This is a genomic window from Spongiactinospora rosea (assembly GCF_003315795.1).
In the GTDB taxonomy this organism is placed as follows: Bacteria; Actinomycetota; Actinomycetes; order Streptosporangiales; family Streptosporangiaceae; genus Spongiactinospora; species Spongiactinospora rosea.
This window is the reverse complement of sequence record NZ_QMEY01000018.1, coordinates 153,215-173,802: the sequence shown is the minus strand read 5'-3', so window position 1 is coordinate 173,802 and position 20,588 is coordinate 153,215. Positions and strand designations below refer to the sequence as shown.

The window sequence follows — 20,588 nt, the reverse complement described above, 5'->3', positions numbered from 1 at the left end:
CCCCCCGGTCAGGCGGATGGCGGGGACGTCATCGCCATGTGACGGGCAGCTCGATGGGGCCCGTCACCGCATGGCCGAATTTTCGCGGGATTGATTCCGCCGCGACTGCCAGCCTCAGCTCCGGCAGGTATTGCACCAACAGGCCGATGGCGATCACCACCGCCTCATGGCCGAGATGGCGGCCGATGCAGTAATGGGTGCCGTGGCCGAATGACAGGTGCCCGCGCCCCTCGGTGGCACGAGCGAAGTCCAGCCGCTGCGGAGCGTCGAATGCCCGCGCATCGTGGTTGGCCGCGTCCATCGAGGGAATGACCACGTCTCCCGCCTTCAGGAGCCCTCCCCCGGGGAGCCGGACATCGTCCATGACGCGTCGGGGCATGCCATCGGCCGCGGCGTTGGAGAACATTCTCTCCAGTTCGGTCACCGCACCGTCCAGCATTTCGGGGTGCCGCACCAGATATTTGAATCCGCTTTCGTATTCGAGATAGGGACGGCTCAGCAGTACCTGGACAAAGGTCCCGATATTCCCAGCCGTGGTCTCCCAGCCACCGATGAACAAGGCGATCGGCAGCATGATCACCTGTTCGGGAGGGAAATTTTGGGCATGTGCGGCAATATGCGAGAGCAGGCCGTCCGCCGGCCGTTGACGCCGTTGCTCGATCAGTGTGCCGAGATACTCCGCCATGACGGCTCCTGACGCGCGCGCCTCTTCTCGCGTGGCATCCGATGTCGCGAGGAACGACATGCTCCATTTGTAGAATGCCTCCCGGTCCTCTTCCGGTAAGCCGAGCAGATCGCATATCGTGTTCAAGGCAAAGGGTAAAGCGAAGCGTTTCATCAAATCGGCGTAGTCGCCCTGATCGATCATCTCTTTGAGAAATCTATCACCTTGACGAACAAGCTCGGGGCGTCGCTGGGCGACCGCGCGTGCGGTGAACGCCGGGCTGACGAGGCGCCGGAGTTCCGTGTGCTCGGGGGGGTCCATGCCGAGGAGGGTCCCGGCGAGGCCGGGGACGTCGTCGGCATCGAGGGCGTGTTCCCGGGAGAATCGCGGGTCCTGGAGGACGAACCTCACATCCTCCCAGCGTGTGATCAAGAACGCGGGTCCGGAGGCCCGCTGTACCGTTGCCACGCCGGTCGGCGTCTCTCGGATGTGGTGATACAGCGGATTGATGTCCAAGGGCGGCCGGTTGACGCCCTGCGCGTCCTGATTAAGAGGATGACGGATTTCTCCGATGTTCCAAGACCTGTCCGACGTCACACTGACCATCCTTGATAAGGGCGAGGGCTCCGGCCCGATGCGCGCGCATCCCGGCCAGGATCACCGTAGAACAGCGGTGATCGATCCATCAGAGAGCGTCTGGGTTATAGATCGCTGATCGGGCGGTGTCAGAACAGTGGCATACGTACAACAGGAAACTCGAAGGGAGTTCCGCCGGGCACGTGAGGGGCGGCCGGAGGGCGGATGCGTTCTGGTTGAATGGCTCCACAGAGGCACCGAGTCCGCGAACCGGGGGGCGTCGTGCGGGTGGTCATCGCCGAGGACTCGGTGATCCTGCTTGAGGGCATGGTGGAACTGCTCACCGCGCGCGGCTGCGAGGTCATCGCCACCGCGGGTGACGCGGACGGGCTGCTCGCCGCGGTGGCCGCGGATCGGCCGGACGTCGCCGTGGTCGACATCCGCATGCCACCGACCCACACCGACGAGGGGATCCGGGCGACGGAACGGCTCCGGGCGGAGTACCCGGATGTGGGCGTCCTGGTCTTCTCCCAGCACGCCGAGCCGGCCATGGCCGCACGGCTGCTCGCCGGCGAGGCGTCCGGGATCGGGTACCTGCTCAAGGAGCGCGTCGCCGCCACGTCCGACTTCATCGACGCGCTGCGCCGGGTCGCGAACGGGGGCGTCGCTCTCGATCCGGAGATCGTCAGCCGCATGCTGAACGGCCGCCGGCGCCGCATCGATCGGCTGACCGCACAGGAACGCAAGGTCTTGGACCTGATGGCCCAGGGCCACTCGAACCGGTCCACGCCGGGCTGCTCTTCATCACCGAACGGGCGGTGGAGAAGCACGCCGCGGCGGTGTTCACGAAGTTCGACCTGCCACCGACCGACGTGGGCAATCGCCGGGTCAAGGCCGTGGTCGCGTATCTGCGGGAGCTGAGAGCGTGAGACCCGGAGTGGCCTCCCGCCTCTGAGGGGCGGATATCCGAACAACGGATCCGGGGGGTAACACGATCGTCCGAGCGGTCCAGGGCGCGGAGAATCGCATCATGTCGTACAGGATGGATCCGGCTCCGGCCACTGAAGCGACCGGTACGGGTATCCGAGCCGTTGACCTGCGCCGCACGTACGGCCGCGGCAGCGGTCAGGTTCACGCGCTGCGCGGGGTGGACGTCGAGTTCCCGCCGGGCACGTCCACCGCCGTCATGGGGCCGTCCGGGTCGGGCAAGTCGACCTTGCTGCAGTGCGTCGCGGGCATGGATCGGCAGACGTCCGGCACGGTTCACTGGGACTCGACCGAGATCACGGCACTGCCCGAGCGTCGCTTGGCGCTGCTGAGGCGGGCCAAGGCGGGGTTCATCTTGCAGGCGTACAACCTGATGCCCGCGATGACCGTCGAGCGGAACGTCGCCCTCCCGGCCCTGTTGGCAGGCGCTCGCGTGGACTGGAAGGCAGTGACCGCCGCGCTGGCGCAGGTCGGTCTGTCGACCGGCGCAGGGAACTGCCGGGCAGACTCTCCGGCGGCCAGCAGCAGCGGGTCGCCGTGGCACGCGCGCTGCACGGCCGGCCGTCGGTCCTCTTCGCCGACGAGCCGACCGGCGCGCTCGACCGCAACACCGGCAGGGAGGTGCTGTGGCTGCTGCGGGAGGGAGCGGACGACGAGGGCCGCACCTGTGTGATGGTGACCCACGACCCTGTGGCCGCGAGCTTCGCCGACCGGGTCGTCGTCCTGGCCGACGGCGCGGTGGTGGACGACCTCGTACGCCCGTCGGCCGCGCTGATCGCTGAGAAGCTGGGCGCCCCGGCATGCTGAGGTTTGCGTTCGGAGCCCTGCGGTCACGGCCGGCCACGTTCGTCGCGCTCGCCACGGCTCTCTTCCTGGCGGTCGCCGTCATCACCCTCTTCGGATCGCTGATGGTGACGGCCATCGGCGGGGTCGGCGGTTCTCGGCTGGGCATGATCGCCGGTGCGTTCGGGGAGATCGCCATGCTGATGGCGTTGACCGTCGTCGCGAACACGCTCGGCTTCGCGGTCCGCCGGCAGTACCGGGACATGGCCCTGCTGCGGACCACCGGCGCGACGCCCGTTCAGGTCAAGCGACTCGTCCGGGGTCAGGTGGTGCTGGTGACACTGCTGGTGTCGCCGCCGGCGTGGCTGCTCGGCGCCTGGGCCGCGCGGCGGCTCCTGACGGAGATGGCGGCACGCGGGCTCGCCCCGGCCGCCGCCGACGTACCCGGGTCGCCGCTGCCCATGCTGATCGGGACAGTGGTCACGCTGCTGGTCAGTGTCAGTGCGGCGAAGATCGCGGCATATCGCGCGATCCGTGGCAGACCGATGACGGCGACGCGGCTCAGCGCGAACGAGAAGGGCGAACTGGGCTGGATACGGGGCATCCTGGGTCTGCTCCTCCTCGGGGGTGTGGGCGTGATGAGCGCGTTCATCTCCCGGCAGCCGGTGGACAAGGCGGCGCAGGGAGCCCTCCTCGGGGCACTGGTGGCCATGGCCGCGATCGCGGTGCTCGGTCCCGTGCCGGCACGGGCCGCCGTCAGGCTGCTCGGCGTTCCGCTGCGACTGGCCGGCCGCCGGCACCGGGGTGACGCGGGCGGCGGGCTCGCCGCCGCCGATCTGGCCGGGCAGGCCGAGCGGACGGCTTCCGCGCTGGTGCCGATCGCGCTGCTGGTGGGGCTCTCGCTGACGTTCGCCACGACCACGGGGACGATCCGGCACGTGGCCGCGCTGACCGTCTCGGACAGTGACATCTGGCTGCGCGGCCTGGAGCTCGTGATGCTGGCCGGTTTCGGGGCCGTGGCGATGGTGAACACCCTCGTGTCGCTGACGGCGACGAGGCGGCGGGAGTACGCACTGATCACGATGGCCGGTGCGACACGACGGCAGCTCTTCCGGATGCTCGGCGCGGAAGCGTCGCTGATCGCTCTTTCGGGGGCCCTGCTCGGGATTCTCGCCGCGACGCCGGTGAGCATGGCGTTCGCGTACGCGGCCACCGGAGGGCCATGGCCCTGGATCTCGCTGCGGACGTACGGGCCCATGATCCTTGGGGCGATGGCACTGGCCGTCGCCACCGTCCTGCTCAGTGGTGCGTGGGCCGTGACGAGGCCCGCCGTTCCGCCGTGGCCGCACAGTGACGACGACATCGGAGAGCAGCGGGACCAACGTGAAGCGATGGACGACGGTACGGCCCGCGATGTTCGCTTACGCCTTCGCCGCGCCGCCGCTTTCGCTGATCGGACTCGCCTACGTCATGGCCATCCTCTACGTCGGAGGTCTGCTGTCACTGACCCTGATCGGGTTACCCCTTCTCGCCGTCGGCCTGAAGGGCGCCCGCCTGCTCGGCCGGGCGCATGCCCGTCTGATCCAGATGGCGCTGGGCGAGCCGATCGAAACGACTCAGCCGGGGCCACCCGCCTCCGGCCCGCTGCGCTGGATCCAGAACAGCCTCTCCGACGTGACCGCCTGGCGCGGCATGCTGTACCTGGCGCTCAGGTTCCCGATCGACGCGATCACATTCGTGGTGGCCATCGCAGTGCCGGGGCTGGGAGTGTGGTCCGTCGTCTGGGCGTTGGTCCTGCAGTCGAATCCGTGGTCGGGTGCCGGCGTCGTGCTGGGCGGCCTGGTCGTGTTGTCGCTCGTCCCGATCGCGGTCCGCGCGTTGATGGCGTTGCACCTGCTCCTGGCCCGGATGCTGCTCGGCCCCAGCACCTCCCAGAAACGGTTGCGGACTCTCGAACAGGCTCGCGGTACCGTGCTCGCCGAGGGGGCACGCGAGCTTCGCCGGATCGAGCGGGACCTGCACGACGGGACGCAGGCGCAACTCGTCGCCCTCGCCATGACACTGTCGTTGGCCGATACGGCCCTGGACAGGTGCGGGTTGTCCACCGCCGATCGGCCGCGGAGCCTCGTCGTACGGGCCCGCCGCCAGACGGACGGGGTCATGGCGGAACTGCGGCGCCTCATCGACGGGATCAGTCCGGCCGCGCTCGACCAGGGGCTGGAGAGCGCGTTGCCGCCGCTGGCGATGCAGGCCGCCGTCCCGGTGGAGCTGACCGTGGACATCGCCGAGCGGCCGGATGAGGTGATCGAGCGTGTGGCGTACTTCTGTGTCGCCGAGCTGCTGACGAACATCTCCAAGCACAGCGGGGCGACGAAGGCGTCGGTGAATGTGCGCGTCAGCGGGAGGCTGCTGCGGATCCGGGTCCACGACAACGGTTCCGGCGGTGCCCGGATCGGGGCGGGCAGCGGTCTGAAGGGCCTCTGCGAGCGGCTGTCCGCCGTCGACGGAACGCTGAGCCTGGACAGCCCGGCGACAGGCACAACCACTGCCGAGATCGAGCTGCCCGTCCACATCTGATCGAACGTCGGGCGTGATCGGTAGGTCCCGCGCGCTGTCGTCGCGGGTCATGTCCCGGCACATCCGCCACGGCGTCCTGATCCACTTGACGGGTCGGTGGCGGGCAGCCCGCGCCTCTCCGGCTCCACCCGGCTGCGGCGATCGCCTGCCGGATCTTGGTGGAGGCGATCGCCGGGTCCGACTTGCCGTCGTGGATCGACACGTTCCAGCCGAGCTCCAGTCCGGCCTCGTCGAACGCGTGACCATCTCGCGCCAGATCGCCTGACGCGGTCACCGCCCCAACCGACCCTCAGTGGCCTGATCCGCGGGCCGCGTCGCTCTGCGTGATGTGCTTGGCCTCCAGGAAGTCGTCCATGCCGGAGAACCCGTTGAGACGCCCGAGGCCGCTCTGCTTGTACCCGCCCTCTTCGAACTCGTCGTGCACGACGGCCCACTCGTTGATCCACACGGTCCCGACCCGGAGCTTTCTGGCCACCCGCAGCGGCTGGTCCAGGTCGCGGTACCAGACGCTCGCGGCGAGACCGTAGTCGGAGTCGGAGTCGTTCGCGAGCCTGACGGCCTCGTCCTCGGTGGAGAAGGTCTGCAGCGTCAGGACCGGGCCGAACGTCTCTTCCTGAACGATCGGCAGCTTGGGGTCGTCGAACGACGACTGCTGGAAGATGTGCCCGTGGACCGGGCTCGCCGATCTCCGGTCCCGCAGGGCGGTGCTCCCGTCTCGAGCCGCCGAAGGACAGCGCGGAGCCGTGCGCGCGGTACTGAGGCCGGCCCGCCAGGCACGCCGCGCACTGGTCGCAGCGCGGGTAGGACATGATGACCCGCTGGCCGGGCCGAAAGGACGAGACCGCCGATCCCACCTCTTCGACGACTCCCACGCCCTCGTGCCCGGCGACGACCGGGAGCGGTACGGGGTACGTCTGGTCGCGGATGTGCAGATCCGTCCTGCACATCCCCGAGGCCGTGACTCGCACGAGCACCTCGTCATGGCGCGGCGCTTCCAGATCGAGGCTCTCGATGACGAAAGCGCCGCCGGGTCGGGCGACGACCGCCGCGCGTACCTGCATGGCGTTGCCCACCCCCTTTCGGCCGGACGCCGCTGACAGCGCGGCGAGAGCAAAAGGCTATGCCGAGTGCATGTGGTTGAACACGGACCGTTGCTGCTCAGTAGCGGAGACGCCGGGTCCGTCCACCCCTAAGCCTGACGAACTTGTTCGTGGCGAACATGTTCGCTACGATCGAGTTCTCAACACCTGCACAGGAGGTCTGTCATGACCACGGAATCGGTACCGGTCCTCATCGTGGGCGGCAGTCTTGCCGGGCTGTCCGCGGCGGTGTTCCTCGCCTGGTGGGGCGTGCCCGTCATGGTGGTGGAAAGGCATCCGGGGAGCTCGCCGCATCCCCGCGCGATCGGATACACCACCCGCACCGTCGAACTGTTTCGAGCCGCCGGCATCGAGATGCCCGAATCCCGGCAGGGATCGGTATCACCGCGGCGTGCCCGGGTGGAAAGCCTGGCGGGCGCCTGGTTCGAGGAGTACGCGTGGACGCCGGGCGGCGCGCAGCCCCGCATCGAGTTCTCGCCGGTCCGGGCGGCGGCCGTTGCTCAGGACCGGCTCGAACCGATCCTGCGGCGGCGGGCCCTCGAACTGGGGGCCGACATCCGGCTGAGCACCGAGTTCATCGGGTTCACCGAGGACGGCGACGGGGTGAGCGCGGTGCTGCGGCATCGTGACAGCGGCCGGGAGTACGGTGTGCGCGCCCGGTACATGGTGGCGGCCGACGGCGCGGCCAGCGGGATACGTACGGCTTTGGGCATCGGCCGTACCGGCGAGGGGCTGCTCTCGACGCAGCGCAGCGTCCTGTTCCGCGCTCCTCTCGATGAGTATCTGGAGCGCGGTGTCGTCCAGTTCGAGATCCAGCAGCCGGACTTCCGGGCGTTCCTCGCCACGTACTCCGACGGCCGCTGGGTCCTCATGCTCGGCGACGACGTGGACCGCGACGAGGACGCGCAGCGGGAGCGGGTACGCAAGGCGATCGGACGCACCGACGTCCCCATCGAACTGATCACCACCGGCCGATGGGAGCTGGCGGCGCTGGTCGCCGACCGCTTCTCCTCCGGCCGGGTGTTCCTGGCCGGCGACGCCGCCCACCAGTTGCCGCCCAACCGCGGCGGGTTCGGCGCCAACACCGGCATCGAGGACGCGCACAACCTGGCCTGGAAGCTCGCCGCGGTCCTGTCCGGGCAGGCGGCGCCCGCGCTGCTGGACACCTATGACGCCGAACGCCGCCCGATCGCCGAACTGCGCCACGACCAGCTCTTCGCCCGCGCCGACTTCAAGGCCCATCTGAAGGCGCCGAAGCCGGACGTACCGATCCTCGATGACGTCGCCATCGAGCTGGGGCAGCTCTACCGCTCGGCCGCGATCCTCGGCGCGGGGCCGGATCTGCCGCCGGCACGGCGTCCGGACCAGTGGGCGGGGCAGCCCGGCACGCGGGCGCCGCACCTGCCCGTCATGGCCGACGGCGAAGAGCGATCGATCCTGGATCTGTTCCAGCGCGGCTGGGTGCTGCTGTCGGAGGACGACCGCTGGGCCGCCGCCTGCGAGAGCGGGCGACGCCTGGGCGTCCCGATCACCTTCGCGGGCATCGGCACCGACGCCAAGCCGATGAAGCCGGACGCCTTCCCGGCCGCCTACGGCATCACCGCCACGGGCGCCACGCTGGTCCGCCCCGATGGATACATCGCCTGGCGTACCGCCCATGCCCCCGCTGACCGCGCTCGCGCGTTGACAGCGGCGCTCGGCCACCTGACCGGGCTCGAACCATGATCGGGCAGGCTGGCGACGAACGCGTTCGTTAGGCTGTGATCCATGCCGCCACGCTCCAAAGCCCCGATCAGCCGCCGCGACCGGCCCGCCAAACCGGCCCTGACCCGCCAGGGGATCGTGGCCACGGCCGTGACCATCCTGCGCGCCGAGGGGCTGGCCAAGGTGACCATGCGGCGGCTGGCGAAGGAGCTGGACACCGGCCCCGCCTCGCTGTACGTCTACGTGGCCAACACCGACGAGCTGCACGCCGCCATGCTGGACGAACTGCTCGGCGAGGTCGATCTGGACGCCGCCGCCCACGGCGGCGACTGGCGCGAACGGCTGGCCGGAGTGCTCACCTCCTACACCTTCATGCTGTTCGCGCATCCGGAGCTGGCCCGAGCCGCCCTGGCCGCCCGGCCCAGCGGCGAACACTATCTGAGGCTGCTGGAGCGGCTGCTGTCGCTGCTCGACGAGGGCGGTGTGCCACCGGCGCAGGCGGCCTGGGGCGTGGACACGCTACTGCAGGCGGCCACCGCCACCGCGGCCGAGACATCGGCGCGCGCGCAGTCGCCGCACGCCGATCAGGAGTGGGACGCGCTGAGCGAGGCCCTGCACGGAGCCGACGAACGCACCCACCCGCACCTGCACGCCCTGGCCGCCCACCTTCTCGGCGGCACCCCGCAACAGCGTTTGTCGTGGCATTTCCGGATGCTCATCAACGGCATCGCCCACACCCCGGTCGGCGACCGAGCCGAGTACCGTCGTTGACGAAGTGGAAGGTGGTCCCGCCCCTGTTGACGTGTACGACGTGGTGGAGTTCACCGGCGACCGAGCGGCCGACGAAACGACCATGACCGCACAGCATCCAGAAGCGATACCGGCGATGCCGGGACTCCTCCGAGCGCTCGCGAGATTGGCGCTCGACGCCGATCGCCAGGTGGACATACTGAGCCGGGCGCGTATACCGGTGGACGAGCTGGCGCTGGAATACGACGACTTCCTACGGCTGCTCCGGCGGGACATCGAGGATGGCCTGGCGGTGGACCCGGACGTCCAAGGCCGGCTCAGAGAAATAGCTGAGATTCTGGAGCGGATCAGCGGCGAGGAGAACTCCGGCTACTGGACCGAGCAGGCGTTGCAAGAGTCTCAAGCCTGGGCCGATATCCGTGAGCGCGCACGAGCAACGCTGATGGCGATCGAGGTCACCATGGGAGAGCGTGCTCCACAGATCGTGGATTTCGACTGACGCCACGGGCCGGACGGGATGAGGTTCCGTCCGGCCCGTTCTGCCGGTCAGGGGGTCGGGGGGCCGTGGCCTGCGCCGGTGGTGTGGAGGGCTGTTGCGATCTCTTGGAGGTCGTCGGGGGTGAGGTGCAGGTCGGAGGCGTCCAGCCAGCCGTTGACCTGGGCCGGGGTGCGGGCGCCGGCGATGGCGGCGGTGACTCCGGGGAGGGCGGTGGTCCAGGCGATGGCGACCGCCGCGACGGAGGTGCCGTGGCGGTGGGCGAGGGGGCGCAGCGCGTCCTGGAGGGCGAGGTTGCGTTCCAGCCTGGGTGAACGGAACTCGGCGGCGCGGGACCGCCAGTCGTCGCCGGGCAGGGCGGCGGCGCGTTCGGCGGTGAACGTGCCGGACAGCAGCCCGGACGCCATCGGGCTGTAGACGATCACACCGGTGTCGTGCGCGGCGCACCAGGGGAGGACGTCGGCGGTGGCGTCCCGGTGGATGAGCGACAGGGGCGGTTGCAGGGAGGCGACGTGCCCGACCGCCTCGCAGCGTTCCAGCAGCTCGACGTCGAAGTTGGACACCCCGGCGTGCCGGACCTTCCCCGCCTCGACCAGTTCGAGCACCGCACCCCAGGACTCCTCGATCGGCGGCCCGTCCGGGTCCCGGGCGTGGATCTGGTACAGGTCGATTCGATCGACGCCCAGGCGGCGCAGCGAGTCGTCGCATTCGCGCCTGATCGATTCGGGGGTGAGGTCGTTGCTCTCGACGCCGTGCTCGTCCCAGACCAGGCCGCACTTGGTGAAGACCAGCGGCCGGTCGGCCGGCGGCAGGGCGGACAGGGCCCGGCCCACCACCTCCTCGGCGTGCCCGAACCCGTAGACGGCGGCGGTGTCGATCCAGTTGACACCGTGGGCGACGGCGTGGTGGATCGCGGCGATCGACTCGTCGTCGGACTGGACGCCCCAGCCCATCAGCCCCGGGCCGCCGGTGGCCCAGCTTCCGAAGCCGACCGTGGTGATCGCCATGCCGGTGCCGCCCAGCTCACGCGTGCGCACTCACGGCTCCTTTCTGTACGGCCGGGCCGCGTCGGGCGCGACGACCGGCAGGATGAGCCGCGACAGGTACGGCCCGGCGTGGTGGACGCTCTGCAGGGCGCTGGTCATCTCGGCCGACGTGCCAGGGAGTTCGCCGGTGTTGGGGTTGCGGTCGAAGTGCGGGAAGTTGCTGCTCGACACCTCCAGCCGGATGCGGTGGCCGGGCTGGAAGACGTTGCTGGTGGCCCCGAGGTCGATCCGGTACTCGACCACCTCGCCCGGCGTCAGCGGCCGGGGCTCGCTCGCCGAGTCGCGGTAGCGCGCCCGGATGATGCCGTCGGCGATGTTACGCGCGTAGCCGCAGGTGCCGACATCGACGAGCTTGGCCGTCCAGTCGGTGTCGGGCGCGGTGCTGGCGGCGTGCAGGACGACCGTGACCGGGCCGGTGACATCGAGGGGTTCGGTGAGCGGTTCGGAGGTGTAGACGAGGACGTCCGGGCGGGCCTCGATCGGGCGCTGGTCGTACACGCCGCCCTGGGTGTGGACGGGGTTGCAGCACAGCGCGCCGCCGAGGGTGGGCACGGGGTCGCGCGGGTTGTAGAGGAAAGTGTCCGGGGGCTGACCGGAGGACGGCTTCTCGCGGCGCAGCTCGCCGTCGCCGTGCAGCGTGTTCGCGCGACCGCCGCTGTGCAGGTGCCAGTCCTGGTACTCGGTGCCGGGCAGCGGCCAGGAGTCCGCCACCCGCCACTCGTCCGCGCCCATGGTGAACAGCAGTACGGGCGGTTCGCTGCCGATGCCGTCGTCACCGTCGCGCAGCCAGGTGTCGAACCACCGGAGCTGCATCCCGTCGGCGTCGATGGCGGAGCCGGTGGCCCGGCCGCCGAAGTTCCATTCGCCGACCGGGTTTCCGCTGAAGAGGCCGGCGTGCGGCCACGGCCCGACGAGCAGCCGCTGCCGGTCGCGCACGGAGGCGGGGCCCTGCCCGCGCATGCCGGCGAAGTTGGCGAGCGTGCCGCCGAGGAAGGTGTCGTACCAGCCGCCCAGGTTGAACGCGGCGACGTTGATCCCGGAGTAGGCCCGTGAGACGTCGAGCCGTTCCCAGTACTCGTCGTAGCGGGGGTGGGACAGCCATTCCCGGTAGTAGGGGGCGATGGCGTCCAGGTACGGGTGGTCGCCGAGGGGCAGGGCGGCCGCCGTGGCGGGCAGCCGGTCGGCGGCGTCGGTCAGCGCGGCGCGGATCCCGGCGGGGACGGACGGGTCGCGGGCGGCGTTGTGGGCGGCCAGCGAGAGCGTCCAGCCCAGGCTGAAGCTGAGCTGGAACGCCCCGCCCCGGTACACCCAGCCGTGGTGGTAGCTCGACGCGGTGACGTTGGGCGCGATGGCCTTGAGCGCCGGGTGTCCCGACATCGCCGCCTGCCACTGGGTGACACCGTCGTAGGAGCCCCCGAACATGCCGACGTTGCCGTCGCACCAGGGCTGGGCGGCGATCCAGTCGATGGAGTCGTAGCCGTCCTCGCGCTCGTTGACGAAGGGGGTGAACCCGCCTTCGGACGCGCCGCGCCCCCGGACGTCCTGCATGACGACGGCGTACCCGGCAGAGGCGGCGCGCAGCGCGAACGTGCCGTACATGCCAAGGCTCGTGCGGTCGTACGGGGTACGGAAGACGAGGGCGGGGCACCGCTGCCCGGCCGGCCGGTACACGTCCGCGCGCAGGATCGCGCCGTCGCGCATGGGGACCGCGAGCATGCGGTCCACGATGATCGACTCAGACATCGGCGGCCAGCCAGCGGTCGATGACGTTGCGGGTGACGCGGGAGATCCCGTTGTCGTAGCCGTTCGCGGAAAGCCCGCTGCTGTAGGAGATGGAGCCGGTGGAGAAGACCGAGCCGCCGCCGCGCGTGCGGAAGTACACCATGTCGGAGCGGACACGGGGGTTCTCCGTCGCGCCCTGGCCGGGGTTGGTGCCCTCCAGCTCCTCGATCACGTACTGGTAGCCGTCGCCGAGCCCTTCCGAGGTGGCGATGACGAGCGCGTCCGGCGGGCTGCCGAGCGCGGGGTCGTAGCGGTCGATCTCGTTGCCCACGGCCCCGCCGCCGGCCAGGGCGGCATCGCCGAACACCTCCGGCACGCCGTCGAGCAGCGTCCGCGCCACCTCGCCGTCGTGGTCGGGGCCGGCGCGGTACCGTCCGGACGGGCCGCCGCCCTGCGCGCTGAACCCGACCCCGAACAGCTTCTGGGGCGGGCGGTTGCGGCCCGCCCACAGCCCGCCGCGCTCGCCGGTGGTCGCGTGGTGCTCCTCGCCGGGCCGGACCTGCCAGCTACGGGTGCCGGTCAGGCCGCGGCGCAGCTCCATCACGTGCGGCAGCTCGGGCTGCGGCTGGACGGCGACGCCGACGCGATGGCCGGGCTGGAGGACGTCGTGGGACGGCACCTGGTCCGCTTCGGCGCGAAGGACGAGCTGGTCGTCCGCTGGGTCCGCGCCGACAGCACCCCCGGCACCGAGCAGGGTGTCCGCCCGGTGCCGGGGGACTGACCAGCGGCGGTTATGCGTCCGGGAGGATCAGGGCGTACTTCACCGGGTCGTCGTCCGGCACGGACGACCATGAGCTCTCCGGGTCCACCCGGCCCCTGTCGAGCCAGTACGGGGCCAGCAGTTCCCGCAGCCGGTCGGCGCCGACCCGCTCCAGCAGCTGAAACGCCCCCAGGTCGTCCCCGATCTGCTCGGTCGTGCGCGCGCCGATCACGACCGAGCACAGGTCGTCGTTGGTGAGCACGTACGCCAGGCAGAGCTGCGCCAGGGTGCCCCCCCAGTTCCCCGGCCAGCGCCCGCAGCCCCGGCCTGGCCTCCTCGACGAGGCCGTGGATGTCGCCCGGGTCGTTGCCCGTGGGCCGCCGCCGGGGATTGCCGAGCAGGAAACCGCCCTCCAGCGCGTCGGACGCCTGCACCTTCAGCCCGTGGTCGGCGATGACACCGCGGAACGGCTCGCCCTCGGCGATCGAGCGGCGCACCACGTTGTACTTGAGCTGAGCGAGCGCCGGCGGGACCAGCCCCGCCTTCTCCGCCGCCGCCACGACCTTCCGGATCTCGGTGGCCGACCAGTTGTTGACGCCCCAGTGGCGCACCCGCCCGCTCGCGACGAGCGCCGCCGCGCCCTCGGCGATCACCTCGTACGGCACGTGCTCGCCGACCAGGTCGCCGAACACCACGATCTCCGCGTGGTCGGTGCCGATGCGGAACACGGCCTGGTCGAACTGGGCGACGATGTCCTCGGCGCTGCCGCTGCGCTCCACCCAGCTCTTCACCTGGAGCACGTAGTCGTCCCGCGCGACGCCGGCGGCCTGGACGGCGCGGCCGAAGATGACGTCGGTGGGCGAGCCGACCTGGCCGGGCCGCATGGCGCTGTAGACGCCGACGTCGAAGTACGACGCCCCGGCGTCCACCGCGGCTCTGATGACGTTGACGGTCTCCTCGAACGGCGTGCGGTCCCAGGTGTGCCAGGACCCCACGGTCAGGGCGGGGACCTGGAAGCCGTCGCGGCCGAGCGGACGGGTGAACACGTTGGTCATGTCGTGCCCTTCTTTGGTCGGCGGTCAGACTGAACCTTTTTCAACCGGTCCATTGGACCAGGTCAGGGGTGCCTCCGTCGGGCTCGGACCGGGCCTGGTGCCCTGGCAGGACGCCTGGTCATGCGGATACGGCATCTCGCCTACCAGCTCTGACCAGCGAACCTGAGGTTGAAAAAGGTTCACTGTTTCGGGGATCAGACTGTTTCGGCGATCAGGGCGCGCGGGCTGCCCGGCAGTTCGCGTGTCTCCAGCCATCGCCAGCCGGTCTCGGCCAGCCAGCCGCGCGCCTCGTCCTCGGGGTGGACGACGGTCCCGTCCACGACCAGGTACTCCCCGGCCAGCAGGGGGTCGAGCCCGCGCCCGTCCGCGGCGTCCAGGAAGAAGTCGACGAGCAGCAGCCTGCCGCCGGGCTCCACGATCTCCCGCGCGCGGCGCAGGAAGGCGCGGTTGTCGTCGGCGTCGAAGCGGTGGGCGACGTGCTCCAGGAGCACCAGGTCGTACCGGCCGGGAACCGGGTCGGTGCGCGGGTCGGCGGTGTGGAAAGCGACGCGGTCGCGGTAGCGCTCGTCCACGCTGCTCGGGTCCGGCGGGTCCGGCGCCACGAAGACCGCGTGCAGCCGGGGGTTGCGGGCCGCCGCCTGGACGACGAACTCCACGGACAGGCCCGCGAGATCGGCGACGCGCGTGTGCGCGCCGAAGTCGTAGTGCTCGGCCAGCATCAGCGCGTGCAGCGCGTTGTAGGCGGTGACCCCGTCGCGAAAGACGTCCTCCCCCACGGGGGCGGAGGTGTCGAACGGCGAGGGCGCCGCCGCGCGCACGGAGTCGGTGTACGAACGCCAGTGCGGGTAGCTCACCTGGTCCCAGAAGGTGAGGAAGGCCCGCAGGTCCGGGGCGCCCTCGCGGCCCGTCAGGTAGGCGTCGGCCGCCGCCTCGTTCCGGTACCGGCCTCCGTCGAAGGCCAGCAGGCCCAGACCGGCCATGGCGTCGGCGAGGATCCGCGCGGACCGCTCCGGTATCCCGGTCCGGCCCGCCAGCTCGGCCGGGGTCAGGGGGCCGTCGGCCAGGGCGGCGAAGACGCCGACCTCGCCGGCGGCGAAGAGCTGTTTGGCCGCCATGAAACCGGTGGCGACGTTGACGATGGGACTGGGGTCGGCGGCGGTCGCCGTCGTGTGGGAGGACATCGGGGACTCCTCGGCGAAATCGCGGCGGGCGGAGAACATCACAAGTCGTATGCAATGTGGTAGGAGGCCAGGCCCGCCGGCAAGGCACCGGCGTCACCTGATGTGTCACTGAGATCCGTCCGCCGCACCACCGGCCGGAAATCAGCTGGGAAACGTGGCCGATATCCATGGCATTCCGTTAGGAATGACATTTGGGCGGCGCTCATTGACATCTGACCGGCATTGCTGACATATACGATTGCGATGCTTCCTGGGCACCCCCTACCTGGTTGGACGGCGTCCCACTCTCTTCCCCGGCGCAGCAAGGGAAAGGGGCTTTCAATGAGCCGCGTGAGCGACGACCAGTCCGCCGGGCCCGTACCGGCGCGGCATCACCGCCGCCGGCTGCTCGTGATGGGCGCCCTGTCGACGTTCGGCCCGCTGTCGATCGACCTGTACCTGCCCGCGCTGCCCGAACTGGCCCGTCAGCTCGACGCCTCCGACAGCGCCGCGCAGTGGAGCATCTCGACGTGCCTGATCGGCCTGGCGGCCGGGCAGCTCTTCATCGGGCCGCTCAGCGACCGGATCGGGCGCAAGCGCCCGCTGTTCGTCGGCGTGGCCACGTACGCGGTGGTGTCGCTGCTGTGCGCCGCCGCTCCCTCGATCGCGGCACTGAACATCCTGCGTCTCGTGCAGGGGCTGGCCGGGTCGGCCGGCATGGTGATCGTCGGGGCGATGGTCCGTGACATGTACGAGGGGCAGCGGATGGCGCGCATCCTGTCCCTGCTGATGCTCGTCGGCGGGGTCGCGCCCATCGTGGCGCCGGTGCTGGGCGGGCAACTGCTGTACGTCACGGACTGGCGCGGGATCTTCGTCACGCTCGGCGCGATCTCGGTGCTGCTGCTGGTCGCGGTGACCGCCCTGCCGGAGACGCTCAAACCGGAACTGCGGCACGTCGGCGGGCTGCGGCGGGTCCGCGTGGGCTTCACCTCCGTGGTGCGCGACCGGGTGTTCGTCGGCTGCGCGCTCGGGTCGAGCGTCGGCGGGGCGGCGCTGTTCATCTACATCTCGGTCAGCGCGTTCGTGCTCGAAGGCGGCTACGGCGTGAGCGCGCAGACGTTCTCGTTCATCTTCGGCGTCAACTCGGTGGGCCTGGTGCTGAGCGGGTACGTGAACGCGGTGCTGCTGCGCCGGCTGAAGCCGGAACCGCTGCTGGCCGGGGGCGCGCTGGTGGCCGTGGTCGCGAGCGTGTTCTGCCTGGCCGCCGCGGTACTGCGGGCGCCGTTGGCGGTGTTCCTGCCCGCGCTGTTCCTGACGGTCGCGACGGGCGGGCTGGCCTCGCCCAACGCGACGGCGCTGGCGCTCGCCCGGCACTCCGCCAACGCGGGGACGGCGGCGGCGCTGCTCGGCAGCAGCGGCTTCCTGCTCGGGGCGCTGCTCGCCCCGGCCGCCTCGATCGGCGGCGCGAGCGCCGTCGCCATGACCTGCGGGATGGCGGCCACCCGCGCGGCGGCCTGGGCCGCGTACCGGTTCGTCGCGCTCCCAGGCCGCCGCCGGACCCCGGCGGACGACGTCGCGGAGCCGGCCCCGCTCGATGTCGAACACCGTCGCGCCGGGCCTTAGGAGGCGTCGGAGAGAGCGCAGGGGACGACGTCGCGGCTGAGCCGGTACTCCCGGGGGGCGAGGCCGTAGCTCGTCTTGAACACCCTGCTGAAGTGCGCGGCGTCGGCGAAGCCCCAGCGCGCGCCGATGGCGCTGACGGCGACCTCGCGCGAGCCGGGGTCGAGCAGGTCGCGGCGGCACTGCTCCAGGCGGCGCTCGCGGATGTACCGTCCCACCGACATGCCCTCGGCGCGGAACAGCTTGTGCAGGTAGCCGGTGGACACGTAGCAGGCCGCGGCGATCGCCTCGGGCCCGAGGGCGGGGTCGTCGAGGTGCCGCGCGATGAACATCTTGGCCCGGGTGAGCAGCATGCGCATCGAGTCGGAGGCGTCGGCGCACTCGCCCAGCAGGGAGGCGTACAGGGTGCCGATCAGGTCGACGACGTTGTCCGCGAGCCGCATCGGGTGGGAGTCGCCGACCTCGTCGATGTGGCCGGCCAGGTTCACCAGCATGGGCGAGACCACGCCGCCGAGCCCCCGCCCGCCGAACACCCGCCGGGCGGTGACCTCGCGGATCGCGTCGCCCGGCAGGCGCAGCTCGCGGTGCGGGAACATGACCATGATCACCCGGCAGGTGCCGTCGAAGGTGACCTGGTACGGGCGGCTCGTGTCGTAGATCGCGATGTCGCCGGGCAGCAGCGGGGCCTCCCGCCCGTCCTGGGCGATCCGCACGCGCCCGCTGGTGGGGAGGCTCAGCTTGTAGAACCCGGCCTCGTCGGAGCGTCTGATGTGCTGCTCGGTACGCTCGGCGCGGTGCGGGGCCGCGGTCACCTCGGTGACCATCACGGTGCCCAGCATCTCGCCGGAGATCTCGCCGGCGAAGCCGCCGGGGCCACGGAACTCGAAGTCAAGGGGGACGAAGGACCGGGACACCGTGTGCCGCCAGAGTTCCTCGCGCTCCCGAATCGCCACATCGGTCGTCCGGACCAGAACGCCCATGGCCCGCACCTCCGTACCGAACGGTGCTCAGGCACGGCCGACATGCCGTACCAATTCATATATGAAATCATAGGCGACTGCCGCGCGACAGCCCCTGACGTGGGCGCGGCGTGTCAGGGATCCACGGCCGTGTAGCGATGCAGGTCGGCCGCGCCGGTGGACGGGGTGCCGGGGAGAGGGGATCCGGAGCCGGCGCGGAGGCCGTCCAGCACGATCTCCACCATCCGGCGCACGGCCTGATCGCCGGGCATGTTCGGCGGCGTGTAGACGTGCAGGGTCATGAGCATGGCGACGTCCAGGGGGCCGGCGTCCGGGCGCATCGCCCCTTCGGCCTGGGCGCGCGCGGTCAGGTCCAGGACCGCGGCGATCACTCGCCGGCGCATCTCGTCCAGGTGCGGGCCGGTGCGCATCTGCGGGTACAGGCGGGGGTCGAGTTCGGCCGCCAGTTCGCCGAAGCGCAGTTCGGCGCAGGAGCGCAGGAAGCGGCACAACGCGTGCCAGGCGTCGGGCTCCTCGTCGCGGGCGGTCTCGATCAGGCCGACCAGGCTGCGCAGGGTGTCCTCCGCGACGGCGCGCAGCAGGGCGTCGCGGTCGGGGAAGCGGCGGTAGAGCGTGCCGATGCCCACACCCGCGCGGCGGGCCACCTCGTCCAGCGGCACGTCGACGCCCTGCTCAAGGAACAGGTGCTGGGCGGCCGTGACGATCAGGTCCCGGTTGCGACGGGCGTCGGCGCGCAGCCGCGGTGTCGTACCTGGCACTTCTCGGCCGCCTCCTCGAACTGGACGATTCTTCTCCGCTTAGGTTACAGTCAGCGAAGCGGAGAAAATTCATCCGGTTATGGGGTGTGTCGTGGGCGAGCAGCGGACTGCGCTGATCTCCGGTGCCGGCGTCGGCGGGCCGACACTGGCGTACTGGCTGGCCAGGTACGGCTTCCGGGTCACCGTCGTCGAGCGGGCCCGGGAGCCGCGCTCCAGCGGGAACCCGGTGGACGTCAAGGGCCCGGCCGTCGGGATCGCCCGGCGGATGGGCGTCCTGCCCCGGTTGCGCGAGGCCGCCACCGGCAACACCGGGGTCACCTTCGTCGACGCGAACGGCAGGCGGACCGGCCGGCTGGACATGCGCGCCGTCCAGCGGCCGGGCGAGATCGAGCTGCCGCGCGGCGACCTGGCCGCCATCCTGTTCGAGGCGGGCCGGGAGCAGGCCGAGTTCGTCTTCGACGACTCCATCGCCTCGCTCGGGCAGGACGAGCGCGGGGTCGAGGTCGCCTTCGAGAGCGGCACGGCACGCCGCTTCGACCTGGTGATCGGGGCCGACGGGCTGCACTCGGTGACCCGGCGGCTGACGTTCGGCACCGGCCTCGTCCACCACATGGGCCTGTACGTCGCCACGATGCCGCTCGGCGGCGGGCCCGGCCAGGGCAGCAGGGACATTCTCCTGCACAACGTGCCGGGCAAGGCCGTCGCCGTTTGTCCCGTTCCTGGTGGTGAGGGGGCGTTCTTTCTCTATCGCGCCCCGGCCGAACCCGGCTTCGACCACCGCGACACCGGCCTGCACAAGCGGATGCTGGCGCGCGCGTTCGCCGGGGTGTCCTGGCGGGCTCCGGAGCTGCTGGAGCGGGTCGGCAGCGCCGCGGACCTGTACTTCGACTCGGTGAGCCGGGTGGCCCTGCCGCGCTGGTGGCAGGGGCGGGTGGCGTTGCTCGGCGACGCGGCGTCGTGCGCGTCGCTGTTCGGTGACGGCTCGACCCTGGCCATGGCGGGGGCGTACACGCTGGCCGGGGAACTGGCCGCGAGCCCGGACGACCCTCGGGCGGCGTTCCAGCGCTACGAGAGCGGGCACCGGCGCCTGGCGGATCCCAAGCAGCGCGGCGTCCGCCTGGCCGCGGGGCTCCTGGTGCCCGCGACCCGGCACGGCATCTTGGCGCGGAACCTGGCCCTCCGGATGTGGCCTGCCGTCTCGGCCATCACGGGTCACCTTCGCCCTTCTCCTTCTCCATAGGGTCCGCGGGGTCCAAGGGGTCCATGGAGTCCATGGGGAAGAAGATCGGGCTGATCATGTACGGCCTGCGCCCCTCCCCCGGCCCGTTCCCGGCGCGCGCTCCGAACATCTCCCGCAGCTCATCCGCCATCTGCGCCATCTCCTCCGGGCGCAGCCACAGCGTCCCCTGCCGATACCCCACCTGATCCGTGGCCGGATCGGCTCCGGGACGTTCGAGATAGGCGTTGAACTCGGCGAGCAGAGCCGCCATGGCCGCCGCGAACCCGTGGCGGTGGTCCTGGAGCGACATCGCCTTGGCCGTGCCGGGATCGATCTGGGCGGCGTCGCGCCGGAGCCGGTAATACCGCTCGATCATGCCGCGCACCCGCTGCTCGTCGGCGACTTCCAGCAGTCCGGCGTCGGCGAGCAGGCCGACGTGCCGGTACAGGGTGGTCTTGGGTACGTCGGGCAGGCTCTCGCACAGGTCGGACGTCGTGCGGGTGCGCCCGCCCGACAGCGCCCACATGATGCGCAGCCGGACCGGATGCAAGATCAACTCCAGGGTGTCCACTCAGCAATGTTCCCATATCTGATACTTTTCCCAAAGTTGGGACTATTCAGGAAGAGGCAC

The 20,588-nt window shown here is 70.8% G+C and carries 16 protein-coding genes and 4 pseudogenes; 9 read left to right on the top strand and 11 right to left on the bottom strand.

The window, feature by feature from the left end:
- Positions 1 to 28: 28 nt before the first annotated feature.
- Positions 29 to 1,261 carry a cytochrome P450 gene (locus tag DP939_RS31970; RefSeq protein ID WP_158578798.1) on the bottom strand — a complete coding sequence of 411 codons (1,233 nt, stop codon included), beginning with the start codon at positions 1,259 to 1,261 and terminating at the stop codon, positions 29 to 31.
- Positions 1,262 to 1,522: 261 nt separating this feature from the next.
- Here DP939_RS31970 and DP939_RS31965 point away from each other — a divergent pair.
- From DP939_RS31965 to DP939_RS31950, 4 genes and pseudogenes are all read left to right on the top strand, one after another.
- A pseudogene (locus DP939_RS31965) lies at positions 1,523 to 2,169 on the top strand (response regulator transcription factor).
- 101 nt (positions 2,170 to 2,270) lie between these two features.
- A pseudogene (locus DP939_RS49405) lies at positions 2,271 to 3,034 on the top strand (ABC transporter ATP-binding protein).
- Positions 3,028 to 4,260: pseudogene (locus DP939_RS49400) on the top strand (FtsX-like permease family protein); the annotation flags it as partial. The pseudogenes DP939_RS49405 and DP939_RS49400, both read left to right, overlap by 7 nt.
- Before the next feature lie 133 nt (positions 4,261 to 4,393).
- On the top strand, positions 4,394 to 5,587 hold the full coding sequence (locus tag DP939_RS31950) for a sensor histidine kinase (RefSeq protein WP_147268218.1): 1,194 nt from the start codon (positions 4,394 to 4,396) through the stop codon (positions 5,585 to 5,587).
- A 289-nt stretch (positions 5,588 to 5,876) separates the two neighbouring features.
- On the opposite strand, the gene DP939_RS31945 is transcribed toward DP939_RS31950, so the two are convergent.
- Positions 5,877 to 6,248 (bottom strand): aldehyde dehydrogenase family protein, encoded by a 372-nt coding sequence (locus DP939_RS31945; protein ID WP_225878629.1) that lies wholly within the window; start codon positions 6,246 to 6,248, stop codon positions 5,877 to 5,879.
- 118 nt (positions 6,249 to 6,366) lie between these two features.
- Positions 6,367 to 6,534 (bottom strand): annotated as a pseudogene (locus DP939_RS49395) (alcohol dehydrogenase catalytic domain-containing protein); the annotation flags it as partial.
- Positions 6,535 to 6,852: 318 nt separating this feature from the next.
- Here DP939_RS49395 and DP939_RS31935 point away from each other — a divergent pair.
- The 3 genes from DP939_RS31935 to DP939_RS31925 are packed head-to-tail and all read left to right on the top strand — an operon-like array spanning position 6,853 to position 9,640.
- Positions 6,853 to 8,412: an FAD-dependent monooxygenase gene (locus DP939_RS31935; protein WP_113984546.1), complete on the top strand. Its 1,560-nt coding sequence runs from the start codon at positions 6,853 to 6,855 to the stop codon at positions 8,410 to 8,412.
- 42 nt (positions 8,413 to 8,454) lie between these two features.
- A complete protein-coding gene (locus tag DP939_RS31930; protein ID WP_113984545.1) occupies positions 8,455 to 9,162 on the top strand; it encodes a TetR/AcrR family transcriptional regulator in 708 nt (235 codons plus the stop codon).
- Between the two features lie 31 nt (positions 9,163 to 9,193).
- Positions 9,194 to 9,640, top strand: coding sequence for a hypothetical protein (locus DP939_RS31925; protein WP_113984544.1), 447 nt, complete (start codon positions 9,194 to 9,196; stop codon positions 9,638 to 9,640).
- Positions 9,641 to 9,687: 47 nt separating this feature from the next.
- Here DP939_RS31925 and DP939_RS31920 read toward each other — a convergent pair whose 3' ends face one another.
- From DP939_RS31920 to DP939_RS31890, 5 genes are all read right to left on the bottom strand, one after another.
- Positions 9,688 to 10,674, bottom strand: coding sequence for an aldo/keto reductase (locus DP939_RS31920; protein WP_225878624.1), 987 nt, complete (start codon positions 10,672 to 10,674; stop codon positions 9,688 to 9,690).
- Positions 10,675 to 12,426 (bottom strand): CocE/NonD family hydrolase, encoded by a 1,752-nt coding sequence (locus DP939_RS31915; RefSeq protein ID WP_199565548.1) that lies wholly within the window; start codon positions 12,424 to 12,426, stop codon positions 10,675 to 10,677.
- Positions 12,419 to 13,084 (bottom strand): N,N-dimethylformamidase beta subunit family domain-containing protein, encoded by a 666-nt coding sequence (locus DP939_RS46395; protein WP_158578795.1) that lies wholly within the window; start codon positions 13,082 to 13,084, stop codon positions 12,419 to 12,421. Before DP939_RS46395 ends, DP939_RS31915 begins: the two co-directional genes overlap by 8 nt.
- Positions 13,006 to 14,220: an aldo/keto reductase gene (locus DP939_RS45605; RefSeq protein WP_147268216.1), complete on the bottom strand. Its 1,215-nt coding sequence runs from the start codon at positions 14,218 to 14,220 to the stop codon at positions 13,006 to 13,008. Before DP939_RS45605 ends, DP939_RS46395 begins: the two co-directional genes overlap by 79 nt.
- A 194-nt stretch (positions 14,221 to 14,414) precedes the next feature.
- Entirely contained in the window at positions 14,415 to 15,401 is a 987-nt protein-coding gene (locus DP939_RS31890; protein ID WP_113984574.1) for a methyltransferase family protein, read from the bottom strand.
- 321 nt (positions 15,402 to 15,722) lie between these two features.
- On the opposite strand from DP939_RS31890, the gene DP939_RS31885 reads away from it, so the two are divergent.
- Entirely contained in the window at positions 15,723 to 17,003 is a 1,281-nt protein-coding gene (locus DP939_RS31885) for a multidrug effflux MFS transporter (protein WP_158578794.1), read from the top strand.
- Here DP939_RS31885 and DP939_RS31880 read toward each other — a convergent pair.
- Together DP939_RS31880 and DP939_RS31875 are read right to left on the bottom strand one after the other, a co-directional pair.
- Positions 17,000 to 17,980 (bottom strand): AraC-like ligand-binding domain-containing protein, encoded by a 981-nt coding sequence (locus DP939_RS31880; RefSeq protein ID WP_113984540.1) that lies wholly within the window; start codon positions 17,978 to 17,980, stop codon positions 17,000 to 17,002. The two genes, DP939_RS31885 and DP939_RS31880, sit on opposite strands and share 4 nt — an antisense overlap.
- A gap of 113 nt (positions 17,981 to 18,093) precedes the next feature.
- Positions 18,094 to 18,738, bottom strand: a complete 645-nt coding sequence (locus DP939_RS31875; protein WP_113984539.1) for a TetR/AcrR family transcriptional regulator — start codon at positions 18,736 to 18,738, stop codon at positions 18,094 to 18,096.
- Positions 18,739 to 18,829: 91 nt separating this feature from the next.
- Between DP939_RS31875 and DP939_RS31870 the strand changes: the two genes are divergently transcribed.
- Complete coding sequence (locus tag DP939_RS31870) at positions 18,830 to 19,978, top strand: FAD-dependent monooxygenase (RefSeq protein WP_199565547.1); 1,149 nt, start codon at positions 18,830 to 18,832, stop codon at positions 19,976 to 19,978.
- Here DP939_RS31870 and DP939_RS31865 read toward each other — a convergent pair.
- Positions 19,944 to 20,528, bottom strand: a complete 585-nt coding sequence (locus DP939_RS31865; protein WP_113984537.1) for a helix-turn-helix domain-containing protein — start codon at positions 20,526 to 20,528, stop codon at positions 19,944 to 19,946. The genes DP939_RS31870 and DP939_RS31865 overlap by 35 nt on opposite strands.
- Positions 20,529 to 20,588: the final 60 nt, after the last annotated feature.

Bases quoted from the DNA above. Each gene is read 5' to 3' on its own strand.
- DP939_RS31915 (WP_199565548.1), bottom strand. From the start codon at position 12,426: ATGTCTGAGTCGATCATCGTGGACCGCATGCTCGCGGTCCCCATGCGC.
- DP939_RS31880 (WP_113984540.1), bottom strand. From the start codon at position 17,980: ATGGGCGTTCTGGTCCGGACGACCGATGTGGCGATTCGGGAGCGCGAG.
- DP939_RS31890 (WP_113984574.1), bottom strand. From the start codon at position 15,401: ATGTCCTCCCACACGACGGCGACCGCCGCCGACCCCAGTCCCATCGTC.
- DP939_RS31930 (WP_113984545.1), top strand. From the start codon at position 8,455: ATGCCGCCACGCTCCAAAGCCCCGATCAGCCGCCGCGACCGGCCCGCC.
- DP939_RS31935 (WP_113984546.1), top strand. From the start codon at position 6,853: ATGACCACGGAATCGGTACCGGTCCTCATCGTGGGCGGCAGTCTTGCC.
- DP939_RS31885 (WP_158578794.1), top strand. From the start codon at position 15,723: ATGAGCCGCGTGAGCGACGACCAGTCCGCCGGGCCCGTACCGGCGCGG.
- DP939_RS45605 (WP_147268216.1), bottom strand. From the start codon at position 14,220: ATGACCAACGTGTTCACCCGTCCGCTCGGCCGCGACGGCTTCCAGGTC.